This window comes from Paraburkholderia fungorum, assembly GCF_902833645.1.
Classification (GTDB): Bacteria; Pseudomonadota; Gammaproteobacteria; order Burkholderiales; family Burkholderiaceae; genus Paraburkholderia; species Paraburkholderia fungorum.
On record NZ_CADFGE010000003.1, the window covers coordinates 310,920 to 328,756 of the forward strand.

Sequence of the window (17,837 nt, forward strand, 5' to 3'; positions counted from 1 at the left end):
AGCGTTTCCTACGGTGTGCAGTAAGCGTGACACCAGCGGCGTCCTGATTGGAGATTGCGATTCTTCAGGTTGCGGAGCCGAACTGAGCGCCAACGACCCACGGTGTGAGTTCGTTGATTCGGTTGATCGGGGTCGGCGATGCGTGTACGCACGAAGCGCGGATAAGCGTCAGGATCGACGCCGTTGAGTTTTGCGATGCCAATGAGGCGGGCGATTGCGGCGGCACGCCAGAGCAGACCGAGGCCTTTTATACGGGCGTCTTTCCGGCCGAGGCTGGCAGCTTCCAGACTGGAACTGCCAGGGGGTTAGTTCAGGCGACTACCTTCTGCTCCCCGGCCGCCTGTTCGCGCATGCGACGGGCTTCGTCGCGCAGGAACTGCTGGTAATCGTCCAGATCGCCGTCGAATGGCTCGACGCCACCCTTGGTGACGAGCCAGAACTCGTCGCATACCGCGCGCAGCAGCGACCGGTCGTGACTGACCAGCATCACCGTGCCTTCGAATTCGTTGAGCGCCATGCCGAGCGCTTCGCGTGTGGCCAGGTCGAGGTGGTTGGTCGGTTCGTCGAGCAGCAGCAGGTTGGGACGCTGCCACACGATCATGCACAACACGAGACGCGCCTTTTCGCCGCCGCTCATCGTGCCGACCGCCTGATGGACCATGTCGCCACTGAAGTTGAAGGTGCCGAGGAAGGTTCGCAGCGATTGTTCGGTGCCGCTCTGGCCAGGCGCGCGCAGGTGCGCCGGCGTGTCCCTGGCAAGACGGATCATGTGTTCCAGCGGCGTGTCCAGAGGACGCAGCACATCGAGTTCCTGCTGTGCGAAGTAGCCGATGTTCAGGCCTTTGCCTTCGCTGATTTCGCCGGCAATCGGTGCCAGCTCATGCGCCACCGTCTTCACCAGAGTGGACTTGCCCTGGCCGTTGGCGCCAAGAATGCCGATGCGCTGGCCGGCCAGCACGGATCGGTTGATGCCCCGCACGATGACCGTCGGCGGCGTGCCCAGCGGCGCGTCGTCCGGCGCCGGATAGCCGAAACTCGCGTCCAGCATCGACAACAGCGGGTTCGGGACGTTGAGTGGCTCCTTGAACTCGAAGGTGAACTCTGCATCGGCCAGCACCGGTGCGATCTTCTCCATGCGTTCGAGCGCCTTGACCCGGCTCTGCGCCTGCTTCGCCTTCGAGGCCTTGGCCTTGAAACGGTCGATGAATTTCTGCAGGTGAGCGATCTTGTCCGCTTGCCTCGCCACCGCGGCCTGCTGCAACACCAGTTGCTCGGCGCGCATTTCTTCGAACTTGCTGTAGTTGCCGCCGTAACGCACGAGTTTGGCGTTGTCGACGTGCACTGTCACCTGCGTCACCGCGTCGAGGAATTCGCGATCGTGGCTGATCACCACCATGGTTCCCTGATAGCGCTTGAGCCACGCTTCCAGCCAGACCAACGCGTCGAGGTCGAGGTGATTGGTCGGTTCGTCGAGCAACAGCAAGTCGGACGGACACATGAGCGCGCGCGCCAGTTGCAGTCGCATACGCCAGCCGCCGGAGAAACTGTTGACGGGCTGGTCGAGCTGCGCAGCGCTAAAGCCCAGGCCCTGGATCAGCGCCTGGGCACGTGCAGGAGCATCGTGTGCGCCGGCGTCGTGCAGAGCCATGTACGCGTGCGCCATGCGCATGCCGTCGTCGCTGGCCTCGGCAGCGGCCACTTCGGCCTGCGCGGCCAGCAGGACCGTGTCACCTTCGATTACGAAGTCGGTCGCGCTTTGCTCGGTCTCCGGCATTTCCTGCGCAACCTGGCCCATCCTCCATGCAGCGGGAATCGAGAACTCGCCGCTGTCTTCGTGCAGCGTGCCGTTGAGAAGGCCGAAGAAGGAGGACTTGCCGGCGCCATTGCGGCCGACCAGGCCGACCTTTTCGCCGGGGGTGAAGGTGACGGACGCGTTATCGAGTACGACATTGACGCCGCGGCGCAGGGTGACATTACGGACGGAAATCATAGAGGGCTACTTCGGAGAGGATAGGCATGATAGCCGACCGGACGTGCGGGTTGACTCTTTTCTGGCCGCATGGGTGAAAAACCGCTTGCGCCTGGGAGGCGCCGGCGTGCCGAGCACAAGCGAAAGCTTATGCAAATCCATGCGACTGCGCGCCGACGCCGTTGCCTATAGCGTGATTCACTACGGCACGTCGCCTCCTTTCGAGGGAGTGTTCTACAGATTTGCTACGCCATCTTCGCCTCGGATGCAGCCTGCGCGACTACCATTCACGTTTCCATGCCGCACGCGGCGCATTCCTATCTTCAGGTTTTCGCATGAGTCTATTAATTCGTTTGCTGCTTGTGGTACTCACCAGTCGTCACCGGAGTCGGCTGCACGTGCTCGATACGTGTGTCACGCCTTTTCGTGTCTGGCTAAACGACCTCGATGTGTTGCTGCATATGAACAACGGCCGTTACTTCACGATTCTGGACCTCGCTCGCGTAGATCTGATGATGCGTAGTGGCCTATGGCGGCAATTGAAGACACGTGGCTGGTATCCGGTCGTCACGCTGGAAACGATGCGTTTTCACCGGTCGCTTGAGCTTGGCAACCGTTATAACGTCCAGACTCGCGTGATCGGTTGGGATGAAAAGCATATCTTCATCGAACAAGGGTTCGTGCGCGATGATGTGCAAGTCGCATTGGCCGTGGTGCGAGCACGCTTCCTGAAGCGAAGCGGCGGCACCGTAACGACGGCGGAGTTGCTGCAGTTGGCGGAGATTACGCAGCAGTCGCCGGAGTTGCCTGGATGGGTTGCGGGATGGAGTGCGGCTGAAGGAGGTATGGCGTCGACGTAGTCTTCGCTTTCGGCCTCGCCCGCCCCGCACCACCCCGCCTCTGACCACGGCAGATTACATGCCTCCAAATGGCTTCTTCACCGTCAGCTTGTTGGTCACTGACGTCACGCCGGGAACGCCCCGCGCGATCGCCTCGACTTTGCCGATCTGGGCAGCTTCCGTGACCGTGCCATTCAGTGTCACCGCGCCGTCTTTCGCGATGACACTGATGTCTCCGGCGCCGATTTCCTTGTACTTCCCGATGGCAGCATAAACCTTCCGGCGCAGCGCACGATCCGCTTTCCTGCCCATGGGCGCCGCTGCTCCCGACCCCGGCGCCGCGGATGCACCTTGCGCACTGGACGAGCTACTGGCTGCCTCACCGGCCTGGCACCGCGTGGCCATGGACATTGAAACAAACAATGTGACGACAGCCAGCCCAAGTATCTTGATTGTTTTCATGGATTGCTCCGCTTGATGAGGGTGACGAAATCAGAAGTTATGGCGCAGGCCGATCATGGCCGCAGTGGTGGAGACACCCGGCGCAACCGGTGCCCCATAGATGATCGTCTGGTTCATCGTCCCCTTGTTGTCGACGTAGCCGACTTGCGCATATACCTTGGTCCGTTGCGACAGGTTGTATTCGGCACCCACCGATACTTCGCTCGAATGATTCGCTGAGTGGTTCCGGTCCTTCAGGTAGTAGTAGCCCGAGGTGATCTTGAAGTGCGGATTGAACTGGTAGCCGAGGCCACCCGACACCATTTCGAAGTCAGCGGTGCTGCTCTTCGCCGGATTCTTGCCGATGCCGTACGAGGCGGATACGGAAAACCCACTGATCGTATACATCGCGCCGAAATAGTAGAAGCGGTTATTGCTCTGGCCTGTCGCCGGCGTAGCCGGAGCCGCCGGATAGGTCAGCGGATACGGATTGGTGTCATGTCCGTTGTAGTACACAGCGGACAGGTTCAGACCGTAATTCGAGTACTTGAGCACGGCCGACTCGCGCGTGCCGCCCTGGAACTGTCCCGCGACGCCACCCGGCGCGTACTCCAGCGCAAGCGAAGCACCATAGAATTTCGGCGAACTGTACACCAGCGCGTTGCTGTCATAGAGCGCGCCGATTGGCGCATTCGTGCTGGTGCCGGCCCAGCCCGCTGCCTGGTTGATGCCGAGCCACGCAGTCAGGATGCTGCCGAAATACTGCGCGCCGCGCACATCGGTTTCCGCCATCGCGTAGATCATCGGGATGATCTGCCGGCCGGCGTCGAACGTGCCAAACGGTCCGGTCGCGCCGACCGTCGCATACTGGTTGAAAAGCGCGGTCGTGCCCGGCGTGTCGGAAAGCCCGAATTTGCCGGTCGTGGTGTTGAACGAGCCTTGCAATTTGAACGTAATCCTGTAGCCACCGCCAATGTCTTCGATTCCCTTCAAGCCCCAGTAGCTGGAATAGATACCGCCGTCCTTCAGTTGGTAGACATGCCCCTGGTTACGCGCGGTCGGCTGGAACGTCGCCGCCGACGTGCTTTGATACAGGAGTCCGTTGTCCACCACGCCGTAGAGCGTAACGGATGACTGGGCATGAGCTGACGCCGAAAAAACTATCAGCACTACCAAGCAGCTTGATTTCAATTTCATTTCGTCTCCTCCAGGTTTTATGCTCGCCGGGCGGTGCCCGGCGGCTTATGGCTTGCTGCTCTGATGAAACTGTGTTGCTGCGATTCCGGTGTCTTAGGCCGACAGGTAATGATCGCCGAACTGGTCCCGTAACTGGTTCTTCAGAATCTTGCCCGTTGCACCGAGCGGAACCGACTCGACGAACACCACAGCGTCCGGTTTCCACCACCTGGCAACCCGGTTGTCAAAGAAGCTAAGCAGTTCCTCGGCGACGAGCGCGCTACCTGGCTTCTTCACAATCAGCAGCAGCGGCCGCTCGTCCCACTTCGGATGCCGCGCGGCGATGCATACCGCTGTCGCGACTTCCGGGTGCAGGTACGCGACATTTTCGATGTCGGTCGAGCTGATCCATTCGCCGCCGGATTTGATGACATCCTTGCTGCGATCGGTAATCTGCATGAAACCGTCGGGATCGATCCTCGCGACGTCGCCGGTCGGGAACCAGCCGTCGCGCAGCGGCGGCGTGTCGTCACCGCCGAAATATTCCCGCGTGACCCAATGACCGCGCACGAGAAGATCGCCCGTTGCGGCGCCGTCCCACGGCAATGCGTTGCCGTCCAGATCGACGATCTTCATGTCGATGCCGAACACCGGGCGCCCCTGCTTCGCCTGAAGCGCGTAGCGCTCTTCCACGGGCAGAGACACCTGATGCGCCTTGAAACTGCAGACGGTGCCAACCGGGCTCAATTCCGTCATGCCCCACGCGTGCACGACGTCGACGCGATGACGCTCCTGGAACACTGCCGTCATTGCCGTCGGGCAGGGAGCGCCGCCGATAATCGTGCGCTGCATCGACGAAAACGAACCCGCAATTGCGTCGACATGCGCAAGCAGTCCTTGCCAGACAGTCGGCACGCCGGCCGACAGCGTGACCTGTTCGTCCTCGATCAGTTCATGAAGCGACTTGCCATCCAGCGCCGGCCCCGGAAACACCAGCTTCGCCCCCACCATGCAGGCGATGTACGGCAATCCCCATGCGTTCACATGGAACATCGGCACGACCGGGAAGATCACATCGCGCGCCGAACAGTTCAGCGAATCCGGCAACGCCGCCGCGTAGGTGTGCAGCAGGGTCGAGCGGTGGCTGTATAACACGCCCTTAGGATTGCCGGTCGTCCCGGACGTGTAGCACAGCGATGACGCGCTATTTTCGTCCAGCAATGGCCAGTCGAAAGCATCGCTGTGTCCGTCGACGAGATCCTCGTAGCACAACAGCGTCGTGGCCAGATCAAGGTCTCGAGGCATGTGCGCGCGATCTGTCATGGCGACGAAGATTTTCGGGCTTTTGACGCGCGGCGCGACGCTCTCGATCAGCGGCAGAAACGTCAGGTCAAAGAACACGACGCGATCTTGCGCATGCTCGATGATGTACGCGAGCTGATCGACATGCAGACGCGGGTTGAGCGTATGCAATACGGACCCGGCCCCGGACACGGCGAAGTACAGCTCCATATGCCGGTAGCCATTCCACGCCAGCGTGCCTACCCGCTCGCCCGGCTGGATACCGAGGCTTGCGAGCGCGTTGGCCATGCGGCGCGCGCGTTGCGCAAGATCCCGGTACCGATACCGGTGGATGTCACCCTCGACCCGTCGCGACACAATTTCCTGGCCGCCGTGATGGCGTTCAGCATGCGTGAGCAGCGAAGCGATCAGCAGCGGTTGCTGCATCATCAAACCTTGCATCCTTGTTCCCCTGAATGGCGGTGTGTTCCCGCGCGGCATGGATCACGATGCCGCATTGCAAGCCGGTGCGGGCGCGGCCCCGGCGACCGGGTTCTCGAGACTCACGAACAGCTTTCCGTCAACGGCACGGACTGGGAATGTCGTCAGGCTCAAGCCACTGGCGCCCGGCATGCAACCGGTGCGAAGGTCGAAGCGCAGACCATGCGCCGGACAGCTCAGCACGCACCCGTCGAGATGACCGTTTGCGACCGAGGCGCCCTGGTGGGGACACGAGTCGTCAATCGCGTGGATCGCGCCGTCGATATTAAAAAGGACAATGCCGCGGCCATTGATGAAGGCCCGTTTTCGCTGGCCTGGTCCGATTTCATCGACCGTGCCAACCGGTATCTGATCAGACGAGTTCATGGATCAGCGCCTCCGCCATCGGCCATTCACCAAACCCCGCGGCCGGATTCAGGTGACCGACTTCGCCAAGGTCGACGAGCCGGCTGCCCCAGTCGTTCGCCATCGCCGCCGCGCGCTCGAACTGCGCGAGCGGATCGTTGCGGCTCGCACCGACGATGCTCGGAAACGGCAGCGGTTCGCGTGGAATCGGCAGCCAACCGTTCTGAGCGAGCGCATCGAAGGCCGGATAGCCTGCCGGCAGCGGCGTCTCGAGGTCGGCCGGAGCGGCGAGCAATGCACCGTGAATCTTGCGGCTATGCTGTTGGGCCCAATGCACCGTGATCATCACGCCGGCGCTATGCGCAACCAGAATCACGGGACCATCGATTTTCGCGAGTGCGGCATCGAGCGCCGCGACGCGTGCCGCGCAACTGAGTTTGTCGTGCTCGAGCGGCGGCACCGAGACCGCTTTGGGCAACTTTTGCTCCAGCAGCGTTTGCCAATGCTCCGCGACGTGGTCGCGTAAGCCCGGCACCAGCAGGATGGTCGGTGTTGTGTCGAGAGTCATGAAGCGGCCTCCTGGCCCATCAGTACGGCTTGTCACCGATAATTCCGGCGCGCTCCATCTTGCGGTGGCACGGCGGGTAGTCCATCACTGCATAGTGCTGCGTGCTGCGGTTGTCCCAGATCGCGATGCTGTTGGGTTTCCAGCGCCAGCGGACCTGGTACTCGGGGATATAGGCCTGGCTGACGAGATAACGCAGCAGGTCACTCGCGCCCGGATTGGCGTCCTGCCCGAAGCGCACACGCCCCGGCGTGTGGTAGTTGGTGAAATGGGTGGTAAAGGCGTTCACGAACAACACACGCTCATCGGTCTCCGGGTGCGTGCGCACAACCGGATGTTCCGCGTCAGGAAATTGCGTCTTGAGCGCCAGACGTTTTTCGATCGGCATTGCAGCCCCGAAGCTCGCCTCGATGCTATGGCGAGCACGCAGGTCCGCGATCTGCAGCTTGACGTGGTCGGGCAGGTTCTCGTAGGCGAGGACCATGTTTGCCCACATCGTGTCGCCGCCGACGGGCGGGCACGCCACACAGCGCAGGACAGCGCCGAACTGCGGCGCCTCGCGCCAGGTGGCATCCGAGTGCCACGCGTTTTCATACCGGTCGTTGGGCTGATCCGGGTTCTTGTAGATGCGCACGAGGCCAGGATATTCCGGGTCGCTGCCGGCAACGGGATGGTCCTCCAGTTCGCCAAAACGGCGCGCGAACGCAACATGCTCGGCGCGCGAGATGTTCTGATCGCGCAGAAACAACACCCGGTGTTTGAGCAGCGCCGCGCGGATTTCTGCAAACAGGCCGTCGTCGTCGATGGCATCGGCAAGATTCACGCCGACCAGTTCGGCACCGATGGCGCACGTCAATTGTTCGACTCGCATGCTGTTCTCCTCAGATGACGAAGACGGACGAGCCGGTCGTCTTGCGCGATTCAAGGTCGCGGTGGGCCTGCGCCGCGTCCTCCAGCGCGTAACGCTGATTGAGTTCGATCTTGATGCGGCCCGCGGCGACATGTCCGAAGAGTTCGCCGGCGAGTGCGTCCTTCTCGGCGGGGTCCGCGATATAGTCCGCCAGCGCGGGGCGCGTCAGGTAGAGCGAGCCCTTCATTGCCAGAATCTGTGGATTGAACGGCGGGATCGGCCCGGAGGCTGTGCCGACGCAGACCATCAGGCCACGGCGCCGGAGCGAATCGAGCGATGACTCGAAAGTATCCTTGCCGACACTGTCGAACACGACGTCCACGCCGACGCCGTTGGTCAGTTCGCGCACGCGCTTCGCAACATCCTCCCGGCTGTAGTAGACGATGTGGTCGCAGCCATGCGCACGAGCCACCTCGCCCTTGGCCTCGTTCGAAACCGTGCCGATCACGTTGAGGCCCAGCAGCTTCGCCCATTGCGACACAATCAGGCCGACACCGCCGGCGGCCGCATGCAGCAGGATGGTGTCGCCCGCCTTGAAATCATGAATGCGGCGCATCAGGTATGACGAGGTCAGGCCTCGCATCGTCATACCGGCAGCGGTTTCGCAGGAGATCGCAGCCGGCAGCTTGATGAGCGGCGCCGCCGGGACCAGGCGTTCCGTGCTGTAGGCACCGAGTGTGTTGAGAAAGCCGGTATAGGTCACGCGGTCGCCAACCGCGACGTTGGTCACCTCGGAGCCGATTGCCTCGACCACGCCTGCAGCCTCGACACCCATGCCTGCGGGCAGCGGCACGGGGTACAGGCCGGTGCGGAAGTAGGTGTCGGCGAAATTCAGGCCCACTGCCTCGTGGCGCAAGCGAACCTGTCCAGGACCGGGATTGCCCACTTCAACGTTTTCATAGCGCAATACTTCGGGTCCGCCGGTTTCATGGAAACGCACTGCTTTTGCCATATCGATTCTCCTATCCTTTACTTGAACTGCGAATTTATTTGGCGCGTGACGGACCTGCCTGTCCTGCTCTCAGGCGCACTTGTCAGGTCCAGACCTCGCGGGTGACGGTCGGGTCAGCAGCCGGCCTGTTCACGCAGGGCACTCACGCGATCGAGGTCGACGCCGTAATTCCGCTTGCCGATGAAGAAGGCGGCCGCTGCGACGAGCGGTGCGAACGGCACGAATTGCAGCGCGCCGAGCAGCCCGACCCGGTCAGCGACGATACCCGTCAGGATGGCAGCGGGGGCCAGCCCCAGCAGGTTGTTCGCGAGCGTCAGGGTGGCAAATGCCGACGCATGGATCGACGGCGGGGTGAGGTTCGCCACCATTGCACCCGAGGGGCCGGTCGCGCCCGCGCTGAAGAACATGCCGGCGCCAATCACGACGAGCTGTGCCGGACCCGCCGGCATCCGGAAACCGATCGTGAGCAGCACGAAACAGATCAGACAGAAGGCGATGGCCGTGCTCCACTTCCTTTCCCGTCCATGCTTGCTGAGCCGGTCGGTCAGAATCCCGCACACCACCATGCCGAAAGCGGTTGCCAGTACGAACATTGCCGCACTCATGGCGGCCTTGCCGGTGGACATGCCGTAGTAGCGATTCAGGAAGCTGGGCATCCACGCCCATACGGCTGCCGGGACCAGCAGATGGATGCCGCTGCCAACGTAGGCGCATACGACCGACTTCGTCGAAAAGAGTCCTTTCATCAGCGCGCGCAAGCTCATGCATACACCGTGGCCCTGCGCTTGCCGGCTCACACTGGCAGGCTGCAGCAGCGCCAGCCGTTTTTCGGTGACGGCAAACCGGTAGAGAACCAGCAGCACGATCCCCAGGGCCGCCATTGCGCCGAACGCCGCGCGCCAGCCCAGGTGAGCGGCGACTGCACCGCCTAGCGCCATACCCAGCACTGAACCAAACGCCCCGCCAGCCATGAACGCTGCCGTGAGCGTGGAGCGCAGCCGCGCCGGAAAGATACTGAGGACGACGGCGATGCCGACGCTGCCATAGGCGGCCTCACCGATACCGACGAAGGCGCGCGCGAGCAGCATCTCGCCATAGTTCGTCGCGAGCGCGCAGCCGAGCGTCGCGAGACTCCACATCGCCGCCATCAGGACGATGCTCTTCACGCGGCCCCAGCGGTCGGCAAGCACCGACAGCGGAAAGGTGAGCACGCCGACCATCAATGCGACCACACTGCTCAGCGAACCGAGCCGGGTGTCGGAAAGGTTCCATGTGGCCTTGAGCATCGGAAACACCGCATTCAACACCTGCCGCGACATGTAGTCAGAAAGCAGCAAGCCGACCGTCAGCGCAAATACCACCCACGCATACGCGCGCACGTCTTTTTGCGTCGTCGAAACATCGGCCGTCGTCGGCTCGGCATGCGTGAACATGAGTCGTCTCCTTCGTGTCCAGCTCGTTGGCGACCGCCTTTGACCAGTTGGGCAAAGGCGGCCTTTATGGATACCGTGCAACCCTCCCCGGCATACCGGGGAGCCCTACCTTGAAACTCGACATCCGCAAAGCGTCAGCGGCATTCCAACCGCTCACGCCGCGCGCAGCGGCAGATTCTTCACGCCAACCTTGCGATTCGGCGCCATGCCGTTGGCCGCGAGCGTCTCGTCGACCGTTTCGTACTGCACGCCGATGCGGTAGATGTCGCGCGCCTCCTTGCCGGACGCAATCTCGCGGCCCAGTTCGCGCGCCACGCGCACGCACTGCTCGATCTGCTGCACCGAAGTCATCCGGTTGCCGTGCTGGTCGATGATCGTGTCTTCGATGCCGCAGCGAGGATGCAGGCCCATGGACAACGCCATCATGTTGAACGGCAATACGTTCTTGAGCAACGACTCGGCCGTGAGCGTACAGCCGTCCGGCGCGCGGTGCACGAAGTTGAAAAAGTTGAACGGGTTCGGGCCGTCGAAGCCCCCGCCGATCCCGATCCACGTCAGATTGAGCGGCCCCTTGTAGGCGCCTTTGCGCACCAGACGATCGAGTGTCTCGAGCGCATGGATGCCCGTGAGCTGGAAGTGCGGCTGGATGCCCGAGGCCTGCAGGCGGCGCAGGTGCTCCTCGACCCATGCCGGACCGGCCGGAACCGTCATTTCGCTATAAGCGGCCATGAGCGCGGGATTGGACAAGGAGGTGCCTTCCAGGTACGCCGGATAGAGCAATTCCATGATGTTCATCTGCGTGGTGTTGATCGCCACCGTCACCTGATCCGGCCTCGGATCGAGATCGGCCAGCATGTGACGCGTATCGTCGGACAGCCACTTCGCGGCCTGGCCGTCGTCTTCCGGCGCGAACGAGATCGAACCGCCCACCTGGATGATCATGTCCGGCACGGCCGCGCGCACGCCCGCGATGAGTTCGTTGAATTTCGACAGGCGCTTGGAGCCCTTGCCATCCAGTTCACGCACGTGCAGGTGCAGGACGGTCGCGCCGGCGTTGTAGCAATCGACGGCCTTCTGGATCTGCTCCTCCATCGTCACCGGAATGTCTTCCGGAAAGTCTTCGGGCATCCATTCCGGGCCGTAGGGAGCAGTCGTGATGACAACCTTGTCCTGGTTCTCGGGGTGCAGCGAATCGTCGAGGAATTGCATCGTGTTCTCCAATTAGGGGACGGTGTTCCGACGCTCGCGGCACGGCTCGCCGCATCAAAACTGGTCGGAACATGATGAACCGTTGAGATCGCACGATACGGCAATCCTGCGTTACACTTTTGTGATTGGGCGCCATCCTTTTAGGATTTCATGCCACTGCGTGTTAACACCAGTATGGGCGCGCAGCAGGCATTTCATGACCGGACACAGCGGCGCAGCCTGCGAGACGGGCGCGGAGACACAGCAATGGAAACGATGTTGCGCTCGGTGGCCATGAGCGGCTATTTCGATGTGACGCGGCGGGCCGGACTGAACCCGGTCGAGCTTGCACAGCAGGTCGGAATCGATACCGCAGCGCTTGCGAATCCGGACGATCGCATTCCGGCAGCCGCTGCGTGCCGACTGCTGGAACTGACGGCCGAAAAGGCGTCATGCCCGACTTTCGCACTGCAGATGGCCGAGACCCGGCAGAAGTTCGGTACCGGGGTGGTCAATGTCCTGCTCGCGCACAAGCGCACACTGCGCGAGGTATTGCTGGCCACGGCAGAGTACCGGCATCTGTTGAACGAAGCGCTTGCTGTGTACGTCGAGGACGTGGGCGAAACGGTTACCATCCGCGAAGAACTGGTCGTCGAGCCGGGCATCCCAACGAATCAGGCGATCGAACTCGCGGTCGGTGTTCTCTGGCGCCACTCGAGCGCCCTGCTTGGCGATCACTGGAAACCGCGCGCAGTCCATTTTGTTCATCAGGGACCGAAGGACCTGACGTTTCATCGCCGGTTCTTCGGCTGTCCGTTGGAGTTCGGTAGCGATTTCAATGGCTTCGTGTGTGCGGCCGCCGATCTCGACTACCCGAATCCCGCCGCTGACCCGGAGCTGGTGCGATATGCCGAGAGCCTCGCGGATTCACTCAACGTGACGGGTGTCGATTCGACCGCGCTGGAAGTACGCAAGGCGATCTACTTGTTGCTGCCCATCGAGCAGGCCACCGTCGAACGGGTTGCCCGCCATCTACGTCTAAGCGTTCGCACCATGCAACGCCAACTTGAACTGGCGCAGACCAGCTTCTCGCGTCTGGTCGAGGAAGTCAGAGGCGAACTTGCCGTGCGCTACATGAGCAATCCACGCTATCCCATCGGAAGGGTTGCCGCACTGCTAGGCTATTCGCAGCAGGGTTCCTTCACGAACTGGTTTAATTCACGCTTTGGCGTGACGCCGCGTGACTGGCGCAACAGTCATCTGAAATGATCGCGTTGCGCGAAACACCTCGCAATGCGCATGCGCCCTTTCAGGACGTCCACCATACCTGGTTCGGATCGAACACCGGGAAGGCCGAACTTTCGGGCGCGTTACCGAGAGCGAGCCAACTTGGCGCGAGATCGGAGCGAATCATCACGCAATCGATCTCCAGAAGACAGGGGAAATGTCCCGAATTGTTTGGAACGAAAGCACTGAGCGAAAATCCGCAACGTTCGTACTCCGTGATGGCCTCGCGAAAGTCGACCGAGGTCTCGTAAAGCTTCGCGATCGCCAACTCGCTTTGCATCCCAACGAACTCTCGCATGATGCCCGCTGAGGCCTGCACGATCTTGACATCGAAACCTTGCGTGTCCATTTTCAGAAACGGGCGTTCGAATCCGTACTCGGCGCGCAAGCGCCGTAGCGTGGTTTCAAGGCGCTCTGTCTTTACCGTAATGGTCTCCGCGACCGAATTCACATGGCGGAACAGCTCGACATCGTCATTCTTCGGCGCGCTCAGTGAGCTGAACTGACTTGCACGCATCACATTGAACTGTGCGTCGCCGTCCGACTCCGAAATGGCTAGCTCAATTACGGTCCACTTGTCATCGCCCTCGGCGCGTTCCCGAGCGATACGGGCATCGTGCGGATTGGGTTCGAACGAAAAAATGTAGCCTTTATAAGCCGCTTTCTTTCTCAGCATCTCGGCGTATTCGCCCTGGCTGGCCCCGATATCGAAAACGCAATCGACATCGAGGTACGCCAGTAGTTTTGTCAGTTGAATATGTTCCCATGTCGCATAGAGCTTTCGCTTGTCAATCACGGTGGCGTTTTTGACCATATCGAAGGACTTCTTTGGCAATCGGGCAACTCGTTGAAGCATGGACATGACAAAGCCTCCTGTTCGCGCGTTGAGTGCGGTCGGAATCCTGCTGCATCTGCGGCCACGTGTAGCGAGACTTGGGGAAATACGATTGCTGCCGGTCCATATACGGCCTGCAAGGATCGAGGCGATCCGGGTTCTTCAATGGAGAATAAGGCGGTTCGTGGCATGGGTTCCGACGATGATGCTCAACAGAATAGCAGCCAGAAAGCGTGACAGCGAGTAGTCCGCAAAAAGCGTACATCCTCGTAAATTGACGAGATTTCCTCTGAAGAATTAGACACTCGCAATCGACCATAACGAGCACGCATGCGTGCCCGTTTCGGCGCGAGTAAGGCGTCTTTTTCGAGCTACAGGTCAAACCCGAGTTGCGCGCTGCCAAGCGGTGTCAGATCGTCAACCGTCGCGCGTCCGGTGAAATCCACTTCGAAATGATCGGCCGGGAAATCAGGCGGGCTTTCACCTTTGAGAAAGCTCGGCAACTGACGCTTCAGATAAGCGTCGTTCTTGGCGCATGCGGGCGCCGAGGCGATGTACATCACGTTGCTGTAACCCGCGCCCTTATGTTCGTCTTCGACCGCGTGGATCACGTCGCTGTGCCAGAACACCGTGTCGCCCGCTTCCATTTTGGGAATCGACGACAGCGCCTCGAACAACGGCGCATGAAACTCCGGCTTGATGGACAGCGCCCGCCCAGGCATCGCACCGCATAGGTCGTCCTCGGCAACATCGTCCTGTAGCGCGCGCAGCAGGATGTACGCCATCGAGTTGGCAATCGGTACGAGTTGCAGCGTGCCGTCGCCCGGACCTTGCGGCGTCAGGGCGGTCCAGCCCTGGAACGTGCGAAACATCGAACATACGGCGGGCGACGCGATCTCTTCCACGTCAGGTCGGAACGCCGCGTCGAACGGATCGTAGTCTCGCCAGTTCCCCGCGAACACATGGCGATACACCTGGCGGAAATTGCTTTCGATCCAGCGCTCGACCGAGCCGCCATCGCAATGCGCCGACAAGCCGAGCGACGCGGAACCCGGTGGCCTGCGGCGCAATCGGTCGGCATAAGCCGGCACGCGCTCCGGATCGAAGTGCACGCGGCCCTCGCTCTCGTTGCGCCACAACCGGTTCAGGAATACACGTGCCTCGGTCAATGCAGCCGACTGACGGGCCAGCACTTGCGGCTTCGACCAGTACACGCCATAGATCTGCGGCTTGCTGGACGCCAGTTGTCCAAAGTACTTGTCTTCGGCGCGGTTTTCCAGGTGCTTGTCGAGGTTATTGCGATCGACATAGTGGGCAATATCCTCGTCCCAGCCCTGCACCAGCGCACGAGGGAATACCTTCCGGATCACGCATGCACCGCGTGCCTTGACGAGCGCAATCTGGTCCGCGGTGACGCGTTGTTCGGTGATGTCGGAAAACTGGATCTCGGGAATGACATCCTCACCTCGATCGCGTTGCGCGGCGATTCGTTGCGCCTCGGCGCCGATCGATTCTTCGACTTCGGCGAAGACCTCCCGGTAGTTCGGCAACGCTGCGCGCAACGTTCTTTTCGCTTGCCGGATCGCGCTCGGCAGGTCCTCGATTTTCAACGCCATGACTGTCTCCCTATCGATTGGATATGGGCGAGGATATGATGTGAACGCACTCCATGGTGATACTATTCAGCCAATTAATTTGCGTTTCCGGCCATGAAACCAGCCTATGAACACGTCGAGTTCGGCAAGGACTGTTCGCTCCGGGTTTACCATCGGCGGCTTCCGCGTATTCCGTTCGAGTGGCATCACCATCCCGAGTACGAGCTCACGCTGACAATGAACAGCCATGGCAAGCGCTACATCGGCGACTCGGTCAACGCATATGAAGCCGAGGATCTCGTCCTCGTGCCGCCGGATCTTCCCCACACCTGGGCATCGAATCGTTCGATCGACCCATCTGCGCCGCAGGTCGCCATCGTTATCTGGTTCGACGGCGATTGGGCGCGGCGTATGGCGGATTGCTGCCCCGAATACGAACCGCTGCGCAAGCTGTTACGCAGGGCCGCGTGTGGGTTGGCGTTCGAGCCGCCTGCTGGCGAATCGATGCGTGAGCGTCTGACGCAATTACTCTCGAACGAGGCACGCGAGCGCCTAAGCGCCGCCCTCGATATATTGTGCATGCTCGCCGACGCACCGGGCCAACCGCTCGCCTCGCCCAGTGCTTTCAATCATCCTGCCACGGGGCCGTCCGGCCACGAACCCGAACGGATCAACCGGGTTCTTTCGATGATTGATGCGCGCTTTGCCGAACCGCTGCGCATCTCGGAACTCTGCGCGGCTGCGAGCCTGTCGGAACGCACACTGACGCGTTACTTCGTTCAGCATATCGGTGAAAGCGTCGGCCGTTATATCGCCCGGGTTCGCATCGGGCACGCATGCCGGATGCTGTCTGATACCGCTCTGCCGGTCGCCGTCATCGCGACCCGTTCGGGCTTCGCGAACATCGCCAATTTCAATCGGCAGTTCAGGGCCGCCAAACAAACCACGCCGGCTGAATATCGACGGCTGTTCACATCGGCGGGCGCGGCGGATCAGGAAGTAGATGCGCGCCTGAAAGAACGATCGCCATCGCTTCAAAGGCATCGGACATTGGCGGGTCAGCGAGACGACTCAGAGACTGGCTAATCATGCCGCGCGCTTCAGGAATTTGCGGCGCTGGCGGACCGGCAGTGCGCCAGGACGAATTGCCCGGACGTACTCATGTTCGAGACTCGGGTTGTTCGCGAAGGCTGACGCGGTTCACTCTGACGCGAAGCAGATTCTGGAAGCGAAAGCGCGGCAACTGGTGGGCGGCTTACCAGTGCCTCAGGTTGCCGCCGCTCAGAATCTGCAAGCCGTTAGCGCTTGTATCCATCAGTTAGCGTCGTAAGAAATGCAGCCACGTCGTCGATATCCTGCTCCGACCACACGGGACGCTCGCCCGCTTTACGCGTGAGCGGTTCATCGGTCGTATCGACATTCACCCGCAGCGCAACCGGCAGGTCGTTGAATTTATCGACCTTGCCGTGCGCGTCTTTCGGATACCACTTCGCCGGATTGGTGTCGCGCTGCACGTAAAAGCGCAGTGCGTCCTTCAGCGTATGAAAGCGGCCGTTGTGGAAGAACACCCGACGAGTGGCCGTATTACGCAGCGACACCGACTTGAAGAGTCCGCAGTTGCTTTTGTCGCCCGACTGATCCGTGCGCAACGGCCCACACAACCCCATATCGAAGTACTTCGGGTCGGCGTTCGCACGCAACTCAGGATTGCGCGGCACACCGAGCGCCTGGAAGTTGAAGTCGGTGAAAAGCGGATGCGAGCCGTCGACGCCTACCTGGTCGATGTGGCAGGAGGCGCAATTGCCGCCCGTCGGGCTGTCGAACAGTTTCTTGCCTCTCAACTCCTGCGCCGTCAGTTGCACTTTGCCGTCGAGGTAGTAATCGAACTTGCTGGTGTAGGGGTGGAAGCTTGGATCTTCGAGCTCGAAACGCTCGATCGCGGCCATCGCCTGCGCGAACGCTTTGGTGCGGTCGGCAAAAATGTTCTGGCCAAACACTTCTCTGAAGCGGGCGGCATAGGGCGCCCGCTCCAGTTTCGCGAGGACGGCTGCCGGGTCCCGGTTGGCCATCTCATTGGGATTGAACAGCGCGAAGCTCGCCTGATCGTGCAACTGGTTAAAGCGCCCGTCCCAGCCGAAGCCGCCAACCGGTGCGTTGTCCGTCTCGCTCAGCCGCTCGGACAGGCTGGCCGCCTGCGCATGACTCCACATCGGCGTGCGGTTCAGCACGTAGCGCAAGCTCGGCACGGCGCGCGTGCCTTGCCGGTGCATGTCGGGGCCGCCGAACTGCGCGGCCAGCCCGTTAGGCGGGCCGTACGCGTGCGACGGGCTATGGCAGCTCGCGCACGACATCTTGCCCGAGCCCGACAACGACGCATCGAAGAACATCAGCTTGCCGAGCGCCGCGGCGTCGCTGTAGACGGGCTGTGCGTCGTTGGGCGTCGCGCACGCTGCTATCGGTAGCAGTGCAGCGCCCGCCAGTACAGCGCGCGCTGCGAATCGCGTTGCGGAGACCATCATC

Annotated in this window: 16 protein-coding genes; 3 read left to right on the top strand and 13 right to left on the bottom strand. The window is 61.4% G+C overall.

Annotated features, from left to right (window positions below; genetic code table 11):
* Positions 1-310: 310 nt before the first annotated feature.
* On the bottom strand, positions 311-1,990 hold the full coding sequence (locus HWX91_RS12570) for an ABC-F family ATP-binding cassette domain-containing protein (RefSeq protein WP_028194065.1): 1,680 nt from the start codon (positions 1,988-1,990) through the stop codon (positions 311-313).
* Positions 1,991-2,304: 314 nt separating this feature from the next.
* On the opposite strand from HWX91_RS12570, the gene HWX91_RS12575 reads away from it, so the two are divergent.
* The gene (locus tag HWX91_RS12575; protein ID WP_028194066.1) at positions 2,305-2,829 is read left to right on the top strand and encodes a thioesterase family protein; all 525 of its coding nucleotides are present in this window, start codon (positions 2,305-2,307) and stop codon (positions 2,827-2,829) included.
* Between the two features lie 54 nt (positions 2,830-2,883).
* On the opposite strand, the gene HWX91_RS12580 is transcribed toward HWX91_RS12575, so the two are convergent.
* The 9 genes from HWX91_RS12580 to HWX91_RS12620 form a co-directional block, all read right to left on the bottom strand.
* The gene (locus tag HWX91_RS12580; protein WP_028194067.1) at positions 2,884-3,270 is read right to left on the bottom strand and encodes a BON domain-containing protein; all 387 of its coding nucleotides are present in this window, start codon (positions 3,268-3,270) and stop codon (positions 2,884-2,886) included.
* A gap of 30 nt (positions 3,271-3,300) precedes the next feature.
* Positions 3,301-4,446: a porin gene (locus HWX91_RS12585; protein WP_028194068.1), complete on the bottom strand. Its 1,146-nt coding sequence runs from the start codon at positions 4,444-4,446 to the stop codon at positions 3,301-3,303.
* A gap of 93 nt (positions 4,447-4,539) precedes the next feature.
* Positions 4,540-6,168, bottom strand: a complete 1,629-nt coding sequence (locus HWX91_RS12590; protein WP_028194069.1) for a 3-(methylthio)propionyl-CoA ligase — start codon at positions 6,166-6,168, stop codon at positions 4,540-4,542.
* Positions 6,169-6,210: 42 nt separating this feature from the next.
* Entirely contained in the window at positions 6,211-6,573 is a 363-nt protein-coding gene (locus tag HWX91_RS12595; RefSeq protein ID WP_028194070.1) for a Rieske (2Fe-2S) protein, read from the bottom strand.
* Positions 6,560-7,120 (bottom strand): RBBP9/YdeN family alpha/beta hydrolase, encoded by a 561-nt coding sequence (locus HWX91_RS12600; protein ID WP_028194071.1) that lies wholly within the window; start codon positions 7,118-7,120, stop codon positions 6,560-6,562. Before HWX91_RS12600 ends, HWX91_RS12595 begins: the two co-directional genes overlap by 14 nt.
* Positions 7,121-7,139: 19 nt before the next feature.
* The gene (locus HWX91_RS12605) at positions 7,140-7,988 is read right to left on the bottom strand and encodes a TauD/TfdA dioxygenase family protein (RefSeq protein ID WP_028194072.1); all 849 of its coding nucleotides are present in this window, start codon (positions 7,986-7,988) and stop codon (positions 7,140-7,142) included.
* Positions 7,989-7,998: 10 nt separating this feature from the next.
* Positions 7,999-8,979, bottom strand: a complete 981-nt coding sequence (locus tag HWX91_RS12610; protein ID WP_028194073.1) for a quinone oxidoreductase family protein — start codon at positions 8,977-8,979, stop codon at positions 7,999-8,001.
* Between the two features lie 113 nt (positions 8,980-9,092).
* Entirely contained in the window at positions 9,093-10,412 is a 1,320-nt protein-coding gene (locus HWX91_RS12615) for an MFS transporter (protein WP_028194074.1), read from the bottom strand.
* A gap of 153 nt (positions 10,413-10,565) precedes the next feature.
* On the bottom strand, positions 10,566-11,621 hold the full coding sequence (locus HWX91_RS12620; protein WP_028194075.1) for a beta-keto acid cleavage family enzyme: 1,056 nt from the start codon (positions 11,619-11,621) through the stop codon (positions 10,566-10,568).
* Between the two features lie 246 nt (positions 11,622-11,867).
* Here HWX91_RS12620 and HWX91_RS12625 point away from each other — a divergent pair, with 246 nt between their 5' ends.
* On the top strand, positions 11,868-12,869 hold the full coding sequence (locus HWX91_RS12625; protein ID WP_028194076.1) for an AraC family transcriptional regulator: 1,002 nt from the start codon (positions 11,868-11,870) through the stop codon (positions 12,867-12,869).
* A 40-nt stretch (positions 12,870-12,909) separates the two neighbouring features.
* Here the strand turns inward: HWX91_RS12625 and HWX91_RS12630 are convergent, their stop codons facing one another.
* On the bottom strand, positions 12,910-13,749 hold the full coding sequence (locus HWX91_RS12630) for an FkbM family methyltransferase (protein WP_042273620.1): 840 nt from the start codon (positions 13,747-13,749) through the stop codon (positions 12,910-12,912).
* A gap of 344 nt (positions 13,750-14,093) precedes the next feature.
* A complete protein-coding gene (locus HWX91_RS12635; protein WP_028194077.1) occupies positions 14,094-15,338 on the bottom strand; it encodes a DUF1479 domain-containing protein in 1,245 nt (414 codons plus the stop codon).
* A 93-nt stretch (positions 15,339-15,431) separates the two neighbouring features.
* Between HWX91_RS12635 and HWX91_RS12640 the strand changes: the two genes are divergently transcribed.
* Positions 15,432-16,403, top strand: coding sequence for a helix-turn-helix domain-containing protein (locus tag HWX91_RS12640; RefSeq protein WP_028194078.1), 972 nt, complete (start codon positions 15,432-15,434; stop codon positions 16,401-16,403).
* Between the two features lie 212 nt (positions 16,404-16,615).
* On the opposite strand, the gene HWX91_RS12645 is transcribed toward HWX91_RS12640, so the two are convergent.
* Positions 16,616-17,836: a cytochrome-c peroxidase gene (locus HWX91_RS12645; RefSeq protein WP_102857523.1), complete on the bottom strand. Its 1,221-nt coding sequence runs from the start codon at positions 17,834-17,836 to the stop codon at positions 16,616-16,618.
* Position 17,837: the final 1 nt, after the last annotated feature.